This window comes from Streptosporangium sp. NPDC000239, assembly GCF_040300765.1.
GTDB lineage: Bacteria > Actinomycetota > Actinomycetes > Streptosporangiales > Streptosporangiaceae > Streptosporangium.
Genome location: NZ_JBEPEI010000023.1, coordinates 63,535 through 81,443 on the forward strand (window position 1 = coordinate 63,535; position 17,909 = coordinate 81,443).

A 17,909-nucleotide genomic window follows, 5' to 3' on the forward strand; every position below is an offset into this window, starting at 1 on the left:
CGAGAAGAACACCCCTGTCCAGACCCGTCCTCCAAGGGAGACCCGTGTCCCCTCTCCACGTGATCGTCATCGGTGCGGGCACCGGCGGAATGTGCCTGGCCCACGGCCTGCGGCGCGCCGGGATCTCGGTCGCGGTCTACGAACGCGACCGCACCCGCGCCGACGGCGTGCACGGCTACCGCGTCGGCATCGACCCGACGGGCAACCAGGCGCTCCGCGAGTGCCTGCCCCCCGAGCTGTTCGACACCTACACCGCCACCTGCGCCAGGACGCCCGCCCACTTCAACGTGCTGACCGAACGGCGCAGGACGGTCGCCTCCTTCCGGCTGCCGGAGAGCACCGACCCGGTCCACAGCGAACGCTCGGTCTCCCGGATGACCCTGCGCCAGGTGCTGCTCACCGGGATGGACGACGTCGTGCGCTTCGGCAAGACCTTCACCCACTACGAGCACGGCGCCGACGGCACCGTGACCGCCTTCTTCGACGACGGCACCTCGGCCACCGGCGACCTGCTCGTCGCCGCCGACGGCACCGGCTCCAGGGTCCGCAGGCAGTACCTCCCGCACGCGAAGGTCAGGGACACCGGGGTGATCGCGGTCTCCGCCAAGGTCGCGGTGACCCCGGAGACCAGGGCGCTGCTGCCCGAGGAGGTCTTCAACGGGATCTCCGCCACCTTCGCCCCGAAGGGCCAGTTCTGCATCTGGCACGTCATGGAGTTCAAGTGGGACCGCGACGGCGAGGTCAAGCACGGCGTCGGCGGCAACGACGCGGAGCTGATCGCGCGCTGGCCCGGCCTGCTGTACGACAACACCCGCGACTACATCAACTGGGGCTTCTCCGCCTCGGCCCGCAGGTTCCCGCCCGGGGTGATGGACCTGCGCGGCGAGGACCTCAAACGGGTGGTCCTGGACATGACGCCCAATTGGCATCCGGACCTGCGCGCGCTGTTCCGGGCCGCCGACCCGGGCAGCTGCTTCCCCATCGCCATCCGCACCTCCGAGCCGGTGGACCCGTGGGAGACCACCAACGTCACCCTGCTCGGCGACGCCGTGCACACCATGACCCCCGGGCGGGGCGTCGGCGCCAACACCGCCCTGCGCGACGCGATGCTCCTGACCAGGCGGCTCATCACCGTCCGTGACGGCGCCCCGCTGCTGGACGCCGTCGCCGCCTACGAGGCGGAGATGATCCCGTACGGCTTCGCCCGCGTCGCCGACTCCCTCGCCCAGAACGGCACCAACGGCGACGACCTGCTGCACAGGCCGGTCGTCGGCCGGGCGGTCCTGGCGGCCAACCGGACGTTCTTCCGCGCGGTCGGCCGGGTCCCGGCGCTGCGCAGGAGGTTCGTCGACGCCCTCGTGGCCTACCGCGCCGCGGACGCCTGAGGACCTTCACCCCGATTCCCGCGCTTCGGGGCGACACCGGGACGCTCATCGGGGAACATACGACTTCGGGAACATACGAGCGAGCACCGGGGGGGAACGCGACCCGATGGCTACGAACGGTGACGGGAAAGACGCTACGGTGAGCGATGTGACCAGCACGCTGAGCGAGGAGACGAGCGCAACGCGCGAGGTCGGCGAGCTTCTCGCCAACTGGCCCTATCCGCCGCCCGGCGGATGGACGGCCGACGACCTCGACCGGCTTCCCCAGGAGGGCCCCCACGGCGAGCCGGACTTCTTCAAGCACGTCGAACTCGTCGATGGAGCCCTCATCTTCATGTCCCCCCAGAAGCGTTTCCACGATGTCGTGATCCGCAGGCTCGCGAACAGTCTCGAAGCCCAGGCGCCCGAGCACCTCGCGGTGGCGACCCAGATGGACGTCGTACTCGGCGTGAGACAACGCCCGTGTCCCGACGTTCTGCTCATCGACGCCGCCCTGGACCGCGAGCACGACCGCACCGCCTACGTTCCCGAGGAGGTCCACCTGGTCGTGGAGGTGGTCTCGCCCGAATCCGAGTTCCGCGACCGGGAGGTCAAACCCAGGCGCTACGCGGCCGCCGGCATCACCCACTTCTGGCGGGTCGAGGCTGAGAACGGCGTTCCCGCCGTGTACGTCTACGAGCTCGACTCCGCGACGCGTGCCTACGTTCCCACCGGCATCCACCGTGACAAGCTCTCGGTCCAGGTCCCCTTCCCCGCCACGATCGACCTGACCGCCCTGCTGGGCTGAGGAGAGGCTCCATCCGTCCGAGGCGGTAGCGTCGGGCGGTGTGGAGCTTGACTCGTTCCTGGAGCTGTTGACACCCCGAGGCCAGGAGGCCCTGGCCGCCGCCGGAGCCGCGGGAGACGACCCGGTCGCGGCGGTCACCCGGCTCAGGAAGACCTACGACGCCGACCTGACCTCCGCGGCGCTCACCCAGGCGGGGCTCAGACGCCGCGCCGTGGAGAAGTTCGGCGCCGACGCCGGGGTGATGTACTTCACGCCGAACGGCCTTGAGCAGTCGACCCGCCGCGAGGTAGCCGACCACCGCGCCCGGCGCGTCCCCTTGGGCTCCCGGGTCGCCGACGTCTGCTGCGGCATCGGCGGGGACACCCTGGCCCTGGCCAGGGCCGGATGCGTGGTCGAGGCGGTCGACGCCGACCCGCTCACCGCCGCGGTCGCCCAGGCCAACGCCGACGCGCTGGGGTTCGGCGACCGGGTCACGGTCCGGGCGGCCGACGCCGCCACGGTCGACCCGTCCGGCTTCGACGTCCTGTTCGCCGACCCCGCCCGCCGTACGGCCCGGGGCAGGACCTTCGATCCGATGGCCTACTCACCACCGTGGCCCCAGGTGGTGGAGATGGCGCGCCAGGCGAGGGCCGCGTGCCTGAAGGTCGCCCCGGGGATCGACTACGCGTTCATCCCGCCGGGGGCGGAGGCCGAGTGGGTCTCCCACCGGGGCGAGGTCAAGGAGGCCGCGATCTGGTGCGGCGCCCTGGCAGGCGAGGTCGAGCGCAGGGCCACGATGCTGCCGTCCGGCGCGACGCTGACCCCCGACCCCAAGCTCGGTACGGCCGGGCACGGCCCGGTCGGGCGCTACGTCCACGAGCCGGACGGGGCGGCGATCAGGGCCCACCTCGTGGCGGAGGTCGCCGACGCGGTCGGCGGGCACCTGCTCGACCCGCGCATCGCCTACATCACGGGGAACGGGACGGAGCGGACGCCGTGGGCGGCGCGGTACGAGGTCCACGAGACTCTGCCGTTCTCGCTCAAACGGCTGAGGGCGGCGCTGCGTGAGCGTGGAGTGGGAAACGTGACGATCAAAAAGAGGGGCTCCGCGGTCGACGTCGATCGCCTCAGAAAGGACCTTCGCCTGACCGGGGGCGAATCCGCGGTCGTTATTCTCACCAGGATCGAGGAAAGGCCTTTCGCCCTGATATGCACCCCTTCCTGAACTGGCAAAACGGTACATCAAGCAATTAACCGGCGATCTGTCTTTTTTAAATTTGACACGGAGGACACATGTCTCAGGGGCTAGGGTTACTCACGCATGGATTTCCGGGGAAAACTCGGCCTACATTCCTCGGTAAATTAAAAACAAAGTCCTTAAAGAAACATTAAAACCCGCCGCGTGGCCGACCGTCGGTGGGGAAAGGGGTTTTCCGTGGATCGTTCCGGCCACACCCTGTTCCACGCGGACGAGCAGAGCCCGATCTTCGACCGGATGCGCGAACTGCTGGCGCACGCCGCCCAGGACCCCGTGCGCGAGCAGCTCCCGCAGGGGCCCGCGTACGAGCAGCGCCCGCAGAGCTCCGTCTACGAGCAGCTCCCCCCCGCGCCCATTTACGACCAGTGCCCCCAGACGCCCGTGTACGAGAAGCTCTCCCCCGCGCCCGTGTACGACCAGCGCCCCCAGGGCACCGGGCTCGACGAGATCCGTCAGCGCCTCGACGGCGTGGAGTGGCTGCTGCGGGAGGCCAGGGATCGGGAGAGCGGGCTGAACGGCACGCTCGAGTCCGTGACCGGCCGCCTCGACAAGGCCCTGACCCGCCCGCCCGCCTGGGTCCAGGGGCTCGCCCAGCACGTCGAGGCGGTCCGCGACCACGTGGACTCGGTCGGCGCACGGGTCGGCTTCCTGACCCGGGAGGTCAAGTCGGTCGGCGCGCAGATCGTCCCCCTGGACGGGCTGCCGCGCCTGTGGGCCGATCTCAGCGCCGTGAGCGAGAAGACCGACGAGGCGCTCACCCGGCTCCGGGTGCTCACCGGCAAGACCCAGGACAACGGCGAGACCACCGAGCGGCTCGGCCGTCTCCAGACGGGCATGGACGCGGCCGCGGGCCGGTTCACCCGGCTGGACAAGGGGCTGGGTGAGCTGGTCCGGCGTACGGGGTCCCTTGAGAAGGGCCTGCCCGAGCTGTCGGCGGGCTTCCAGGGGGTCGTCGCCGAGGCGACCCGCCGTCTGTCGGACGCCGTCGAGCAGGTGAGCGGCAAGATCGACATGATCATGGTCAGGCTCGACGGCCTGACCGAGGACGTCGGAGACTGTCTGAGCGACCTGGACAGGCGGCTGGCCGCGCTTGAGCGGCGGATGACGGAGACGAACGAGCGGCTCGGTGAGATCGCCGCCCGTCACGAGGCGCGGTTCGACGCCCTCGACGAGCGTCTGGACGACGTCGAGGGGCGGACCCTCAACAGGATCGAGGCCGTCGACGCCCGGCTGCGGACGCTCGACGGCCACACCGGGCGGCCGGAGGACGTGCAGGCGCACGTCACCGGGGCCGGGAAGCGGCTGAAGGGCCTGCTGCAGACCCGGGAGCAGCGGCGCCTTGACCCGTTCGAGGAGCGCGTCGCCCAGGCCCGCGCGGCTCTCGCCCCCCTGGGCGACACGCTGCGCGCCCAGCCGGGCCGCGAGCGGCTCACCGAGGCGCTGACCCGGGCCGTCGAGCCCGCCGGCGCAGGCCCGGCCGACAGGCTCGGCGCGCTTGAGGAGACCGTGCTGGTCCTCGCCGAGGCCCTGCTGTGCCGGCCCCACGGCAACGGGGACTGACGCTTTCAGCACATGGTGTCGCCCGGTAGGCAGGGGGAGGTGTCGCACGCCTCCTCACCGCACAGGTTGTTCCTGACCACCTTCAGCAGCAGGGTCAGCTCCCCCGCCTGCTCCGGGCTCAGGCCGCCGGTCATCCGGCGGTGGACCTCCGCCAGGACGCGTTCGACCTCGGGACGCAGGGCGTCGCCCTTCGGAGTGCTGCTGACGATGCTGACGCGGCGGTTGGCGGGACTGGGCGCGCGGCTGACGAAGCCGCTGCGTTCGAGGCGCTGGAGGGTCTTGGTCATCGTGGACATGTCGATGCCGATGAGCCTGGCGAGCACGTTCTGCGGCTGCGGGCCGTACTCCCAGAGCAGGGTCAGGGTGCGTTCCTGGCCCGGGTAGAGGTCGAGTTCGGCCAGGAGACCGGCCATAAGCGTGCGGTGCCCTCGGGCGGCCTGGATCATCAGGCAGTTCAGGCTGTCAGGGCTTTCCTCCCAGGCTTCGACCCCCGCCGGTTCCTCGTCAAGCCGTGGAAGCGTCATCTCGTCCTCCTGTTCGACTCCAGCCTACTCCTTGCAAGTTGGTCGCCCAAGTTGTAGAACTAACTCTTGGCCGACCAAGTTGGTCGCCCAAGTTAGCCGACCATATTAGAATCCCGAAGGGATCAGCCATGCCGTTCTCCCCGTTCAGGCTCGGTGCCCTGGAACTGCCAAACCGCCTGGTCATGGCCCCCATGACCCGTTCCCGTGCCTACGTGGACGGCATCCCCTCCACGCTGACCGCCCTGTACTACGCGCAGCGCGCCTCGGCCGGTCTGATCGTCTCCGAGGGGGTGCAGCCGAGCGCGGCGGGCAAGGGATACATGGACACGCCGGGTCTGCACACCGACCACCAGGTCGCCGGATGGCGTGAGGTGACCGACGCCGTCCACGCGGCGGGTGGCCGGATCTTCGCGCAGCTCATGCACGCGGGCCGGGTCGGCCACCCGGACAACACCGGTGCGATCCCCGTCGCCCCGTCGGCCGTACGGTCGAGCGGCCAGATCTTCACCCCGAACGGCCCGCAGGACACGCCGATCCCCGTCGAACTGACCACCGAGGAGGTCGAGGCGACCGTCGGCGACTTCGCCGACGCCGCCCGTCGCGCGATCGACGCCGGGTTCGACGGGGTCGAGCTGCACGGGGCGAACGGCTACCTCATCCACCAGTTCCTGTCGCAGAACGCCAACCTGCGTCAGGACCGCTTCGGCGGCTCCGTCGAGAACCGCATCCGCTTCGCCGTCGAGACCGCGCGGGCCGTCACGGACGCGATCGGCGCGCACCGGGTCGGCATCAGGATCTCCCCCGCCACCGGCATCCACGACCTGGCCGAGGAGGACGCGAACGAGGTCTACCCGGCGCTGCTGGCCGAGCTGGCCGACATCGGCCTGGTCTACCTGCACCACCTGGCGGGCGGCTCGGCGGAGTTCGACGGGCGGGTCCGCGCGCTGTGGCCGAACGCGCTCATCGTCAACGACCCCGCGAGGAACGACCCCTCCGACTCCGTCGCCCACTGGCTCGCCCAGGGCGCCGACCTGGTCTCCCTGGGCAAGTCGTTCCTGGCCAACCCCGACCTGCCGGTGCGCCTGCGCCTCGGCGCGCCGCTGAACGAGCCCGACCTCTCCAAGGCCTTCGGCGGCGACCACACCGGCTACACCGACTACCCGGCGCTCGCCCTGCACCCGGCCTGACGGCCCTCCGTCACACGTGGACCGTGGTGATCGGCAGCGAGGAGTCTGCGGGGATGTCCAGCGGGGAGGGGGAGATCCCGGCCGCGACCAGGTCGGAGCCGAGCGTGGCCACCATCGCCCCGTTGTCGGTGCACAGGCCGGGCCGGGGGACGCGCAGCCGTACACCCGCGGCGTCGCAGCGCTCCTGGGCCAGGGCCCGCAGCCGGGAGTTGGCGGCCACGCCACCGCCGATCAGCAGGTCGCGCACGCCGTGCTCCCGGCAGGCCAGCAGGGCCTTGTGGGTCAGCACGTCGACCACGGCCTCCTGGAAGGAGGCGGCCACGTCCGGCACGTGGATCGTCTCACCGGCGCGCTCCCTGGCCTCGACCCAGCGGGCGACGGCGGTCTTCAGCCCGGAGAAGGAGAAGTCGAGTGTCCCGTCGTCGTGCTTGCCCCTGGGGAAGGCGATGGCCGTACCCGAGCCGCCGCCCGCCACCCGGTCGATGTGGGGACCTCCGGGGAAGGGCAGGCCGAGCACCCGGGCCACCTTGTCGAAGGCCTCTCCGGCGGCGTCGTCGACGGTCGAGCCCAGCGGGATGACCTCCTTGGCGACGTCGGGCACCAGCAGCAGCGAGGAGTGACCGCCGGAGACCAGCATCGCGATGCAGGGCTTGGGCAGGGCGCCGTGTTCGAGCTGGTCGACCGCCACGTGGGCGGCCAGGTGGTTCACGCCGTACAGGGGCACGCCAAGTCCGAGCGAGTAGGCCTTGGCGGCGGCGACGCCGACGAGCAGGGCGCCCGCCAGGCCCGGGCCCGCGGTCACCGCGATCGCGTCGATGTCGGTCAGACGCAGACCCGCCTGGTCGAGGGCGCGCTCGATGGTCGGGGTCATCGCCTCAAGGTGGGCCCGTGAGGCGACCTCGGGCACGACGCCGCCGAACCGGGCGTGCTGCTCGACGCTTGAGGCGATCGTGTTGGCCAGCAGGGTGTGCCCCCTGACGATGCCGATCCCGGTCTCGTCGCAGGAGGTCTCGATGCCCAGCACCAGGGGTTCGTCACGCATTGAGGTCCTTCTTCATCATGATCGCGTCGGTGCCGTCCTCGTAGTAGCGGCGGCGCAGGCCGATCCGCTCGAATCCGAACCTCTCGTAGACGGCCTGGGCGCCGGAGTTGTCCGCGCGCACCTCAAGGAAGACCGACGTGGCGCCACGCCGTACGGCCTCGGTGAGCAGCTCGGTCAGCATGGCCCCGCCGATCCCGGCCCGGCGGTGGCCCTCGGAGACGGCGATGGTCTGCACGTCCGCCTGGTCCCCCGCCGCGTAGAGCCCGGCGTAGCCGACGATCTCCTCGCCGACGACGGCGACCACGTAGTGCCTGGTCCTGGGCTGGTCGTCCAGCTCGCCGCGGAGCATGCCCTCGCTCCAGGCGTCCAGCGGGAAGGTCTCCCGCTCGACCTTCATCACCTCGGGCAGGTCGTCGTGGGTCATCGGGCGCAGGACCACGCTCACGCGGAGACCCTCTTCGGCGGCGCGGGCACCTGGGCGTCGGGACGGCGCAGGTAGATCGGCCTGGGCAGGCTCAGCACGGGGTGCGTGCCGCTCTCCACGACCTCCGCGACGTCGGGCCGGCCGAGCTGTTCGGCGGCCAGCGCCGCCATCGCCCCGGCGAAGGGGTACTCGGGCGCGTCGAGCAGCCGGGAGGCGCCGACGACCTCGGCGTACATCCGCGCGCCCGCGCCGACGAGCGGCAGGTCCGCGGGCAGGTCCTGGGGTTTGTCCACGGCGGGGCCGGACAGACGGGTCCGCCGGTCCTCGTAGTGACCCCAGAAGACCTCCTTGCGGCGGGCGTCCGTGGCCACGAGGAAGGGCTCTTCGAGCCCGCTGCCGTAGGCCACGGCGTCGAGCGTGCACAGGCCGTAGGCGGGCACGCCCAGCGAGGTCGCCAGGGCCTGGGCGGTGACCAGGCCGACCCGCAGCCCGGTGTAGGGACCGGGGCCGGAGCCCGCGACGACGGCCGTGACGTCGGCGAGGACGACACCGGCCTCCCGCAGGACCGTCTCGATCGTGGGAACGAGCAGCTCGCCGTGCCGACGGGCGTCAACCGTCGTCGACTCGGCCAGGACCCTCTCGCCGTCGTGCAGCGCTGCGGTGACGGCGGGGGTCGCGGTATCAAAGGCCAGGACCAGCACGAACAGTTAGCCTAGTCCGTCTCGGATCGGGTCAGGTCCTCGCTTCGACGAGCGCGCGTCGATCCGCGCGCCGGCCTGGCCGGTCGCTCCGTCCCGGATCAGGTCTTCGCCTTGACGAGGGTGGCGTAGACGATGACGTTGTCGCGGTACTCGTGCTTGTCCCAGTCGAAGGTGCCGCCGCAGGTGATGAGCCTCAGGCCGTCCTCCAGATAGACCTTGTCCGCGGGGAAACGGTCCTTGCTGGTCTGCTCGATGGAGTCCACACGGTACTGGGCGACCTTGCCGTCGCTGCGCACGACCTTGATCGCCTGCCCGGCCCGCATCTGCTTGAGCTTGTAGAAGACGGCCGGGTCGGTCTTGGTGTCGACGTGCCCGAGGATCACCGCCGAACCGGGGTCGCCGGGGACGGCGCTCTCCTTGAGCCATCCGGCCTCGTCCGGCCTGTCGAACGGCGGCAGGTCGATCTGGCCGTCCGTGACGCCGAGTTTCATCAGGGGCGCCTCGATGCCCAGCGAGGGGATGTCGAGGCGCTTGGGCACGACCGCGGCACGGGCGGGGGTCTCGTCCCGGTCGCCCCTGTTGATCGCGACCATGACGAAACCGGTGACGAGCCCGGCGACGACGATCCGGGTCCAGCGGGAGGAGGCCATCGGTTACCGCTACGAGCGGCGACGCCGTACGACGAGGTAGCCCGCTCCGCCGGCCAGGGCGACGGCGAGCAGGGCCCCGGTCGTGCCGAGCGGCATGCCCGAGCCGTCGTCCGGACCGCCCGCGGCGGTGCCTCCGCCGCCGGTCGCCGGGCCGTGGGTCGAGATGATCGTGCGGGTCGGCTTCGGGCGCGAGGTCGGCTTCGAGCTCGACTCTCCGTCGGAGACGATCCTCAGGCTGGCCTTGCCGGTGTCGTTGGTGCCCTCGCACCGGGTGTTGACGTCGTAGACACCCGTCTTGGCGCCGTCGGCGACGGTGGCCTGGCCGCGGACCCAGGGGCGCGCGGCGGGCGTGCCGGTCGCGGAGGCGGAGGGGCTCGGAGTCGCCAGGATCGGCTCAAGGGTGATCGCGGCGCTGAAGACCTCGGCGGAGGCGGTTCCCCGGTGTTCCGGGCCGCCCTCGGGGATGGGGCAGTTGGCCAGCACCCACACCTTCTGCCCGGCCTTGGCGCGGGCGGGCTGGAGCTGGACCTCGATGTCCTGCCTGCTGATCGTGGTCCGATCCGCCACGGGTGAGGTGTTCCCGTTCGTGCCCTCCGTGGTGGGCTGGGCCGAGCATCCGGCCACTCCGAAGAGGGCGGCAGCCCCCAGAACCGCGACACGCTTCACCCTTGGCACCCGTCGCACTCCACTTCGCAGTCCGGCCGACGACCCTGGCTCGGCTTAACTTCCCGCCTGATCCCCATTAAACATGGACATAACCGCATGGTCGATCTTCGGTCCCGATCATCTATCCCAAGTGGGATGTGATGCCAGAGTGCCAGGATTCCCGGGCCTACGGGGGTGAATCAGACAACGCCCTCCCAGCGGGCGCCGACGCCGCGCAGCCGTACGGTCCGTTCCTCGGTCTCGCCCGCGGCCTCGGCGCGCTCGACGCTGATCTCAAGGCGGTCCTCGGTCAGTCCCTCGACCAGGCCCTCACCCCACTCGACGACCGTCACCGAGTCTTCGAGGGAGGCGTCCAGGTCGAGGTCGTCGACCTCCAGGTTCCCGCCGAGACGGTAGGCGTCGGCGTGCACCAGCGCGGGGCCGCCGGACAGCGAGGGGTGGACCCTGGCGATGACGAAGGTCGGGGAGGTGATCGGCCCGCGCACCTTCAGCCCCTCCGCGATCCCCTGGACCAGGGTCGTCTTGCCCGCGCCCAGCGGCCCGGACAGCACCGCGAGGTCTCCCGCGCGCAACAGCCCGGCCAGTTCGACGCCCAGCTCGCGCATCTCCTCCGCGGTCGCCACGACTCTCACCGGTTCGTCTCCTCTGTGTCCGCGGGCTCCGTGCCCCCTGGTTCGGCCGCCGCCCGCTTGAGCAGGTCGCGCAGCGCGTCGTTGACGACGGTAGGCCGTTCGAGCTGGATCAGGTGCGAGGTTCCGGGAACCTCGGTGAGCTGGGCCCGTGGCAGCGCGGCGGCGATGGCCCTGCTGTGCTCGATCGGCGTCAGCCAGTCCTTGTCCCCCACGATGATGGAGGTCGGCACGTCGTCCAGGACGCCGAGCGCGCCCAGTTTGTCGTGCGACATCAGCGCGGGGTAGAAGTCGGCGATCACCTCGAACGGCGTCGAGCGGATCATCGACTCGGCGAAGTCGACCACCGTCGGGCTGACGTTCTTCGGGTCGCCGAAGCCCAGGTGACGCAGCAGCAGGAAGGCCACGTCGTTGCCCGCCTGCCTCCCCTTGTCGACCAGCGCGCCGCCCCTGCCGAGCAGGGCGACCGTGCCGGGGGTGACCCTGTGCACCGCCCTCGACAGCAGCGCGGGAAGCCCCAGGGAGATCTCGGCCAGCTTGCCCGCCGAGGTGGAGATCAGCGCGACACCCCTGACCTTGTCGCCGAACAGCTCGGGGTGGCGTTCTGCGAGCGCCATGACGGTCATCCCGCCCATGGAGTGGCCGACCAGGACGCACGGGCCGGGCACCAGCTCCTCGATCACCTCGGCCAGGTCGTCGCCGAGCCGGTCGATCGTGCACCCCTCGGCGCCCGCGTGCGGCGAGCGCCCGTGCGCGCGCTGGTCCCACAGGACCAGACGGTGGGAGTCGCGCAGGTCACGCCGCTGGTAGTGCCAGGAGTCCAGGTTGAGCGTGTAGCCGTGGCAGAGCACCACGGTGAGCGGGGAGTCCTCGACGCCGTCCACCTCGGCGTAGAGGCCGACGCCGTCGGAGGTGGTGACCCCGACCGGCTCACCGCGCAGCTCGCCGAGGGGCTCGCTCATCTCCAGGTCGGGGCGGAGCCTGATGCGCCCGACCGCGTACCGCTTGGCGAGGGCCGCGGCGGCCACCCCGGCGGACGCGGCGCCGACGACGGCTCCCGCGATGCCGACCCTGCGCCGTGCGGTGTTGCTCATGCGACCCCCAGCCGTGCCTTTCAGTGGTAAACGCGCGGAACCCGCGATCCGATCCTGGTCACGATCTCATGTGTGATCGTGCCAAGGGAATCCGCCCACTCCTGCAGGGTCGGCTCGCCCAGCGACCCGTCACCGAAGACGATGACCTCGTCGCCCTCGGTCAGCGGGTCGTCCCCGACGTCGATGACGAACTGGTCCATGCAGACCCGCCCGGCGACCCGGTGCCGCCTGCCGCCCGCGAACACCTCCGCGAGGTTGCCCGCGTGCCGCATGATGCCGTCGGCGTAGCCGAGGGGGACCAGGCCGAGCGTGGTCTCGCGCCCGGTGAGGTAGGTGTGGCCGTAGGAGACCCCGGCGCCCGCGGGCACCCGCTTGGCCATCGCGATCCGCGCGACCAGGGTCATCGCGGGCCGCAGCCCGAAGTCGCCCATCTCGGGGATGGGGCTCAGCCCGAAGACCGCCAGGCCGGGGCGGACCATGTCGTAACGCGCCCTGGGCAGCGTCAGCACCGCCGCGGAGTTGGCCAGGTGCCGGATCACGTGCGAGCCGCCGATGCCCGCCCGCTTCGCGACCGCCACGGCGTCGTCGAAGGCGTCAAGCTGGATGTCGATGGACGGATGGCCGGGCATGTCGGCGCAGGCGAGGTGCGACCAGAGTCCGACGACCTCGACGGTGCCCTCGACCTGTCGTTTCATGGCACGCTCCACGAGCGTCGGCCACTCGGCGCCGGACGCGCCGCCCCTGCGGATGCCGGTGTCCACCTTCAGGTGCACCCTGGCCGTCCTGCCCGTACGGCCCGCGGCCTCGGCGATGGCGTCCACCAGCCACACGGCGCCCGCCGACAGGTCGATCCCCTGGACGATCGCCTCCTCAAGGGGCTCGCCCGGCGGGATGATCCACGCCATGACCGGCGCCGTGATCCCCTCGGCCCGCAGTGCCAGCGCCTCACGGATGTAGGCGGTGCCGAGGCGGGTCGCGCCCCCCGCGAGACTGGCCCTGGCGGAGGCTGCGAGGCCGTGGCCGTAACCGTCGGACTTGACCACGGCCATGGTCTCCGCACCCTGAGAGCGCTCCCTCAGCAAGGCCACGTTTTCCCTGATGGCGGAGAGGTTCACCCTCGCCTCGGCAGGGGTCATCGGCATGCTCATTCCCCCAGTCTCCCAGGTCAGCGGTCTAACCTATGCCAAAGGCACCTCTTTTGGGACGTTTCCGGCGACGCATCATCGCCCCGGCAGGGGGCCGGGACGAGGTGTTCACCTGCCCTCCCGACCCTGTCCGAAACCCCCGCCTATCTCGACCGGAAACCGGGTTCGAGGAGAGACCGCAGCACGCCCTGGACGGCCTCAAGAACGTCCCAGGCCGACAGGGGGCCGTCCGCGCCCGCCAGGCCGTGCAGATGGGCGGCGCACGAGGCCGCGTCGTAGGGGTCGAGTCCGGCGGCCAGCAGCGTCCCCGCGATCCCGGCGAGCACGTCCCCGGTGCCCGCGGTCGCCAGCCACGGGCTGCCGGTGAGGTTCACCCTGACCGGCAGGCCGTCCCGCGCCACGAGCGTGGTCGAGCCCTTGAGCAGCACGGTCACACCCAGCTCCGCCACCGCCCGCCGTACGTGGTCCAGGGGGTCGGCCTCGATCCGCTCCCTGGGCACGCCGAGCAGCCGCGACAGCTCCCCCGCGTGTGGGGTGACCAGCACCGGGGCCGTACGGCGCAGCAGCGACCTGTCCTGGGCGACCAGCGTCAGCGCGTCGGCGTCGACGAGCACGGGCACCTCGCTCGCCAGCACGGCGCGGACGACCTCCAGCGACTCCGGTCCCGTCCCGAGGCCGGGACCGAGCACCCACGCCTGCACCCGGCCGACCTCGCCGATCCCCTGCCCCGGCCTCAGCTCTGTGATCACCGCCTCCGGCCAGCGGGCGCGCACCTGCGCCACCGGCTCGGCGACCCCGGCGTAGCGGACCATGCCCGCTCCCGACCTGACGGCCCCGCCGACGGCCAGCACCGCGGCCCCGGTGTAGCCGTGGCTCCCCGCCGCGACGCCGACCACCCCCCTGCGGTACTTGTCGGACGTGGCGTCCGGCCTGGGCAGCAGCGCGGCCACGTCGGCCCCGGTCAGCGCGGTCACCTCGGGCTCCGGTGCGTACGGCCCGAGCCCGATGTCGACGAACTCCACCCGTCCCGCGTGACGCGCCCCCGGGCTGACGAGCAGCCCGGGCTTGTAGGTGCCGAAGGTGACCGTGACGTCCGCCTCGACCGCCTCCCCCTCGACCCGCCCCGTGGTGGCGTCGACCCCGCTCGGCACGTCCACGGCGACGACCAGGGGCCCGTCGCCCGCGGCCCGCCCCGAGGCCTCCCGGGTCAGCCCGGCCAGCGTCGAGTACGGCTCACGCGGCGCCCCCGTTCCGCCGATGCCGAGCAGGCCGTCCATGACCAGGTCGGCCGCCCCGAGCAGCGCGCGCGCCCGCTCCCGCCACCCGTCCCGGGCCGCCCTGATGTCGAGGACGCGTCCCCCGGCGCGGCGCAGGGCCGCCAGGCCGGCCTCGTGGACCCGGGTCCCGGCCAGGACCGCCTCGACCCTGGCGCCCCTGGCCGCCAGGCGGGCCCCGGCGAACAGGGCGTCGCCCCCGTTGTCCCCCGAGCCGACCAGCAGCACGACCCGCGAGCCGTACACGCCGCCGAGCAGCGCCGCGCAGGTCACGGCGAGGCCGGTCGCGGCCCGGTCCATGAGCGTGCCGTGGGGCAGCTTCGCCATCAGGGCCGCCTCGGCCGTCCTGACCTGATCGGAGGTGTGAGCGCTGAGCATGATCCGACGGTATCCCGTCCGGCCCGCGCCACACCGTGAGGCCGTACGGTCAGCCCTCGGCGATCACGTAGGCGACGGCCACGCCCCCGTCGTGCGTCAGCGACACGTGCCACCGGACGACGCCCAGGGCCACGGCGACCTCGGCGACCGCGCCGTGGACGCGCAGCTCCGGCCTGCCGTACGCGCCGGAGAGCACCTCGGCGTCGAGGTGGCTCAGCCCCGGAGGGGCGCCGAGGGCCTTGGCGACGGCCTCCTTGGCCGCGAACCGCGCCGCCAGGGACCGTACGGCCAGCCCGCGCTCGGCCTCGGTGAACAACCTGGCCCGCAGGGAGGGCGTCCTTTCGAGCGACGCCGCGAACCGCGCGACGTCCACGACGTCGACCCCGATGCCTACGATCACGGTTCCAGGCTAGGGTCTGTCCCCGGTACCCACTTTCCCGCCCCGGCAATCCATGGATGTTATCCACAGGTTGTGGACACATCCTCCATGGCCAGATATGTCGGTCTCCGCTTCTAAGGTGATCACATGCTCTCGCTGGCCGTCGTGGCCGTCCTGATGGCCTTCGCGGCCCGTTACTGGTCGGGTCCGGTCCATCCGCAGCGGATCACGGCGTTCGCCAGGCGCCACGCGCTGGCGATCACCCCCGGCGCCGAACCGGTCGTCCGGCACTACCTGCGGACCACCCGCGTGTGGCGGGCCCCGGGACTGGTCGCGGGGCTCTTCCTCACGATGCCCATGATTCCCTTCATCGATCTGGGCCTGCCGTTCGGGATGTCGATCGACCCGTTCAGCGGCTGGTTCCTCGGGGTGCTCGGGGCCGAGCTGGCGATCGGCTCCAGACGGGATCCGGGGCCGGTCGCGGCCGTCACCGCCCCGCCCCGGCTGCTGTCCCCCCAGGCCCGCGCCTTCCTGTACGGCGGCGCCGCACTGAGCGCGGCGAGCCTGCTGATCGGGATCGGCGTCGCCCTCACGGGAGCCCCCTCCCCCGCCCTGCCCTGGACGGGGGTCGGCGCCGCCGTCACGGGTGGAACGCTGCTCCTGGTCCGCTCCCTGCGGCTGCGCCCGATCCCGGCGGCCCCGGCCGACGTGGTCGCGGCCGTGCTCGCCACCCGGTCCCGGTCGGCCCACACGCTGGCCACGGGCAACGCGGTCTTCGCCTACGCCTGGGGCCTGGTCGACGTCCCCATGACCGCCTGGGGCGACCTGCCGGTGGGCGTCGTGGGCCTGCCCCTGGTGGTCGGCGCCTTCCTCACGGGCACCCGGCAGTGGGCGATCACCGTGGGGCCCCCGGCTACTCGACCGTGACGGACTTGGCCAGGTTGCGGGGCTGGTCCACGTCATGACCCTTGGCCGTGGCCAGCTCGCAGGCGAAGACCTGCAACGGCACGGTGGCCACCAGCGGCTGCAGCAGGGTCGGCACCGCCGGGACACGGATCAGCGTGTCGGCGTACGGCTCGACCGAGGTGTCGCCCTCCTCGGCGACGACGATGGTCTTGGCCCCCCTGGCCCTGATCTCCTGGATGTTGGAGACGATCTTCTCGTGGGTCACCCGCTGACCGGACGGCGAGGGCACCACGACCACGACGGGCAGCCCCCGCTCGATCAGCGCGATCGGCCCGTGCTTGAGCTCTCCGGCCGCGAAGCCCTCGGCGTGCATGTAGGCGAGTTCCTTGAGCTTCAGCGCCCCCTCAAGGGCGACGGGGAAGCCGACGTGACGGCCCAGGAAGAGCACGCAGCGCTCGTCGGCCAGGGAACGGGCCAGCTCCCTGACCGGCTCCATCGTGGAGAGCACCTCCTCGACCCGCGCGGGCATCTCCCACAGCCTCGCGACGATCTGGGAGATCTCGTCGCCGAACTTGGTCCCCCTGACCTGGGCGAGGTAGAGCGCGACCAGGTAGCAGGCCACGAGCTGGGTGAGGAAGGCCTTGGTCGAGGCGACGGCGATCTCCGGGCCCGCGTGGGTGTAGAGGACGGCGTCCGCCTCACGCGGGATCGTGGACCCGTTCACGTTGCAGATGGCCAGCACCCGGGAGCGCTGCTCGCGGGCGTGCCGTACGGCCATCAGGCTGTCCATCGTCTCCCCGGACTGGCTGATCACGATGATCAGCGTGTCGCGGGTGAGGATCGGGTCGCGGTATCTGAACTCGCTGGCCAGCTCGACCTCGCACGGGATGCCCGCCCAGTGTTCGATGGCATATTTCGCGATAAGTCCGGCGTGGTAGGAGGTGCCGCACGCGATCACAATGATCTTGTTGATCTCCCGCAGCTCCTCGGCGGACAGCCGTACCTCGTCCAGCGTCAGCAGCCCGTCCACATCGATCCTGCCCAGCAGCGTGTTCGCGACCGCCCGGGGCTGCTCGGCGATCTCCTTCAGCATGAAGTGGTCGTAGCCGCCCTTCTCCGCCGCCGAGGCGTCCCAGTTCACGTGGTAGTCCCGCGTCGGGACGGGACGGCCCTCGAAGTCGGTGACCGTGATCTCGTTGGCGCGCAGCCGTACCACCTGGTCCTGGCCGAGCTCGATCGCCTCCCGGGTGTGGGCGATGAAGGCCGCCACGTCGGAGCCGATGAAGTTCTCCCCCTCACCGCGCCCGACGACCAGCGGTGAGTTGCGGCGGGCGCCGACCACCGTGTCCGGCTCGTCGACCGAGACGGCCAGCAGCGTGAAGGCCCCCTCAAGACGCCGGCAGGTACGGCGCATCGCCTCGGCCAGCCCCAGGTCGGCGAACTCCTCCAGCATGTGCGCGACCACCTCGGTGTCGGTCTCCGAGTCGATCTTGTGGCCGTTGTCCTCAAGCTCGGCCCGCAGCTCGGCGAAGTTCTCGACGATGCCGTTGTGGATGACCGCGATCCGCTCGTGGCAGTCGGTGTGCGGGTGGGCGTTGCGATCGGTCGGCGCGCCGTGGGTGGCCCACCTGGTGTGCCCGATCCCGGTCGTCACCGGCGGCACCGGGTACCCCGCCAGGCTGGAGCGCAGGTTGGCCAGCTTGCCCGCCCGCTTCTCGACGGTGAGCTCCCCGTCGGTCCCGACGAGGGCGATCCCCGAGGAGTCGTATCCCCGGTACTCCAACCGCCCCAGCCCCTCGACGACCACGTCGACGGCCCGCCGCCCGCCGACGTACCCCACGATTCCGCACATGGGATCCCCCTTTCGTCCGAACGAGATAGGGAGAACGTGCCCGCAGGCTCGGAATTCCCGCCCGGTATCGGGCAAAGCCGTCCCCACCG

Annotated in this window: 18 protein-coding genes; 6 read left to right on the top strand and 12 right to left on the bottom strand. The window is 71.6% G+C overall.

Annotation, left to right across the window (positions count from 1 at the left end; all coding sequences use genetic code 11):
* Nucleotides 1-44 precede the first annotated feature (44 nt).
* The 4 genes from ABT340_RS36885 (at nucleotide 45) to ABT340_RS36900 (ending at nucleotide 4,969) form a co-directional block, all read left to right on the top strand.
* The gene (locus ABT340_RS36885; protein ID WP_352015555.1) at nucleotides 45-1,385 is read left to right on the top strand and encodes an FAD-dependent oxidoreductase; all 1,341 of its coding nucleotides are present in this window, start codon (nucleotides 45-47) and stop codon (nucleotides 1,383-1,385) included.
* 148 nt (nucleotides 1,386-1,533) lie between these two features.
* A complete protein-coding gene (locus tag ABT340_RS36890) occupies nucleotides 1,534-2,172 on the top strand; it encodes a Uma2 family endonuclease (protein ID WP_502992583.1) in 639 nt (212 codons plus the stop codon).
* A gap of 40 nt (nucleotides 2,173-2,212) precedes the next feature.
* Nucleotides 2,213-3,376, top strand: a complete 1,164-nt coding sequence (locus tag ABT340_RS36895) for a class I SAM-dependent methyltransferase (protein WP_352015557.1) — start codon at nucleotides 2,213-2,215, stop codon at nucleotides 3,374-3,376.
* Between the two features lie 210 nt (nucleotides 3,377-3,586).
* Nucleotides 3,587-4,969 (top strand): hypothetical protein, encoded by a 1,383-nt coding sequence (locus ABT340_RS36900; protein WP_352015558.1) that lies wholly within the window; start codon nucleotides 3,587-3,589, stop codon nucleotides 4,967-4,969.
* 5 nt (nucleotides 4,970-4,974) lie between these two features.
* Here ABT340_RS36900 and ABT340_RS36905 read toward each other — a convergent pair whose 3' ends face one another.
* Nucleotides 4,975-5,493 (bottom strand): MarR family winged helix-turn-helix transcriptional regulator, encoded by a 519-nt coding sequence (locus ABT340_RS36905; RefSeq protein ID WP_352015559.1) that lies wholly within the window; start codon nucleotides 5,491-5,493, stop codon nucleotides 4,975-4,977.
* 128 nt (nucleotides 5,494-5,621) lie between these two features.
* Here ABT340_RS36905 and ABT340_RS36910 point away from each other — a divergent pair, with 128 nt between their 5' ends.
* A complete protein-coding gene (locus ABT340_RS36910; RefSeq protein ID WP_352015560.1) occupies nucleotides 5,622-6,680 on the top strand; it encodes an alkene reductase in 1,059 nt (352 codons plus the stop codon).
* A gap of 10 nt (nucleotides 6,681-6,690) precedes the next feature.
* On the opposite strand, the gene tsaD is transcribed toward ABT340_RS36910, so the two are convergent.
* The 10 genes from tsaD to ABT340_RS36960 all read right to left on the bottom strand — a co-directional run bounded on the left by tsaD (nucleotide 6,691) and on the right by ABT340_RS36960 (nucleotide 15,083).
* Nucleotides 6,691-7,722 (bottom strand): tRNA (adenosine(37)-N6)-threonylcarbamoyltransferase complex transferase subunit TsaD, encoded by a 1,032-nt coding sequence (gene tsaD, locus ABT340_RS36915; protein WP_352015561.1) that lies wholly within the window; start codon nucleotides 7,720-7,722, stop codon nucleotides 6,691-6,693.
* The gene (rimI, locus tag ABT340_RS36920) at nucleotides 7,715-8,167 is read right to left on the bottom strand and encodes a ribosomal protein S18-alanine N-acetyltransferase (RefSeq protein WP_352015562.1); all 453 of its coding nucleotides are present in this window, start codon (nucleotides 8,165-8,167) and stop codon (nucleotides 7,715-7,717) included. Before rimI ends, tsaD begins: the two co-directional genes overlap by 8 nt.
* The gene (gene tsaB, locus ABT340_RS36925) at nucleotides 8,164-8,847 is read right to left on the bottom strand and encodes a tRNA (adenosine(37)-N6)-threonylcarbamoyltransferase complex dimerization subunit type 1 TsaB (RefSeq protein ID WP_352015563.1); all 684 of its coding nucleotides are present in this window, start codon (nucleotides 8,845-8,847) and stop codon (nucleotides 8,164-8,166) included. Before tsaB ends, rimI begins: the two co-directional genes overlap by 4 nt.
* Before the next feature lie 98 nt (nucleotides 8,848-8,945).
* Nucleotides 8,946-9,497 carry a class F sortase gene (locus ABT340_RS36930; RefSeq protein WP_352015564.1) on the bottom strand — a complete coding sequence of 184 codons (552 nt, stop codon included), beginning with the start codon at nucleotides 9,495-9,497 and terminating at the stop codon, nucleotides 8,946-8,948.
* Between the two features lie 9 nt (nucleotides 9,498-9,506).
* Nucleotides 9,507-10,163 carry a hypothetical protein gene (locus ABT340_RS36935; protein ID WP_352015565.1) on the bottom strand — a complete coding sequence of 219 codons (657 nt, stop codon included), beginning with the start codon at nucleotides 10,161-10,163 and terminating at the stop codon, nucleotides 9,507-9,509.
* A 179-nt stretch (nucleotides 10,164-10,342) separates the two neighbouring features.
* Nucleotides 10,343-10,795 carry a tRNA (adenosine(37)-N6)-threonylcarbamoyltransferase complex ATPase subunit type 1 TsaE gene (tsaE, locus tag ABT340_RS36940; RefSeq protein WP_352015566.1) on the bottom strand — a complete coding sequence of 151 codons (453 nt, stop codon included), beginning with the start codon at nucleotides 10,793-10,795 and terminating at the stop codon, nucleotides 10,343-10,345.
* On the bottom strand, nucleotides 10,792-11,886 hold the full coding sequence (locus ABT340_RS36945; protein ID WP_352015567.1) for an alpha/beta fold hydrolase: 1,095 nt from the start codon (nucleotides 11,884-11,886) through the stop codon (nucleotides 10,792-10,794). The genes tsaE and ABT340_RS36945 overlap by 4 nt, the downstream gene beginning before the upstream one ends.
* Before the next feature lie 20 nt (nucleotides 11,887-11,906).
* Complete coding sequence (gene alr / locus ABT340_RS36950; RefSeq protein ID WP_352015568.1) at nucleotides 11,907-13,028, bottom strand: alanine racemase; 1,122 nt, start codon at nucleotides 13,026-13,028, stop codon at nucleotides 11,907-11,909.
* A 146-nt stretch (nucleotides 13,029-13,174) separates the two neighbouring features.
* Nucleotides 13,175-14,683 (bottom strand): NAD(P)H-hydrate dehydratase, encoded by a 1,509-nt coding sequence (locus tag ABT340_RS36955; RefSeq protein ID WP_352015569.1) that lies wholly within the window; start codon nucleotides 14,681-14,683, stop codon nucleotides 13,175-13,177.
* Nucleotides 14,684-14,732: 49 nt separating this feature from the next.
* Nucleotides 14,733-15,083 carry a holo-ACP synthase gene (locus tag ABT340_RS36960; protein ID WP_352015570.1) on the bottom strand — a complete coding sequence of 117 codons (351 nt, stop codon included), beginning with the start codon at nucleotides 15,081-15,083 and terminating at the stop codon, nucleotides 14,733-14,735.
* 126 nt (nucleotides 15,084-15,209) lie between these two features.
* On the opposite strand from ABT340_RS36960, the gene ABT340_RS36965 reads away from it, so the two are divergent.
* Complete coding sequence (locus tag ABT340_RS36965) at nucleotides 15,210-15,989, top strand: hypothetical protein (protein WP_352015571.1); 780 nt, start codon at nucleotides 15,210-15,212, stop codon at nucleotides 15,987-15,989.
* On the opposite strand, the gene glmS is transcribed toward ABT340_RS36965, so the two are convergent.
* Nucleotides 15,976-17,820 carry a glutamine--fructose-6-phosphate transaminase (isomerizing) gene (glmS, locus tag ABT340_RS36970; protein ID WP_352015572.1) on the bottom strand — a complete coding sequence of 615 codons (1,845 nt, stop codon included), beginning with the start codon at nucleotides 17,818-17,820 and terminating at the stop codon, nucleotides 15,976-15,978. The two genes, ABT340_RS36965 and glmS, sit on opposite strands and share 14 nt — an antisense overlap.
* Nucleotides 17,821-17,909: the final 89 nt, after the last annotated feature.

Excerpts from the sequence above, each read along its gene's own strand:
- ABT340_RS36905 (WP_352015559.1), bottom strand. The coding sequence starts at position 5,493 with ATGACGCTTCCACGGCTTGACGAGGAACCGGCGGGGGTCGAAGCCTGG.
- tsaD (WP_352015561.1), bottom strand. The coding sequence starts at position 7,722 with ATGCGTGACGAACCCCTGGTGCTGGGCATCGAGACCTCCTGCGACGAG.
- glmS (WP_352015572.1), bottom strand. The coding sequence starts at position 17,820 with ATGTGCGGAATCGTGGGGTACGTCGGCGGGCGGCGGGCCGTCGACGTG.
- ABT340_RS36945 (WP_352015567.1), bottom strand. The coding sequence starts at position 11,886 with ATGAGCAACACCGCACGGCGCAGGGTCGGCATCGCGGGAGCCGTCGTC.
- alr (WP_352015568.1), bottom strand. The coding sequence starts at position 13,028 with ATGCCGATGACCCCTGCCGAGGCGAGGGTGAACCTCTCCGCCATCAGG.
- ABT340_RS36910 (WP_352015560.1), top strand. The coding sequence starts at position 5,622 with ATGCCGTTCTCCCCGTTCAGGCTCGGTGCCCTGGAACTGCCAAACCGC.
- ABT340_RS36965 (WP_352015571.1), top strand. The coding sequence starts at position 15,210 with ATGCTCTCGCTGGCCGTCGTGGCCGTCCTGATGGCCTTCGCGGCCCGT.
- ABT340_RS36955 (WP_352015569.1), bottom strand. The coding sequence starts at position 14,683 with ATGCTCAGCGCTCACACCTCCGATCAGGTCAGGACGGCCGAGGCGGCC.
- ABT340_RS36930 (WP_352015564.1), bottom strand. The coding sequence starts at position 9,497 with ATGGCCTCCTCCCGCTGGACCCGGATCGTCGTCGCCGGGCTCGTCACC.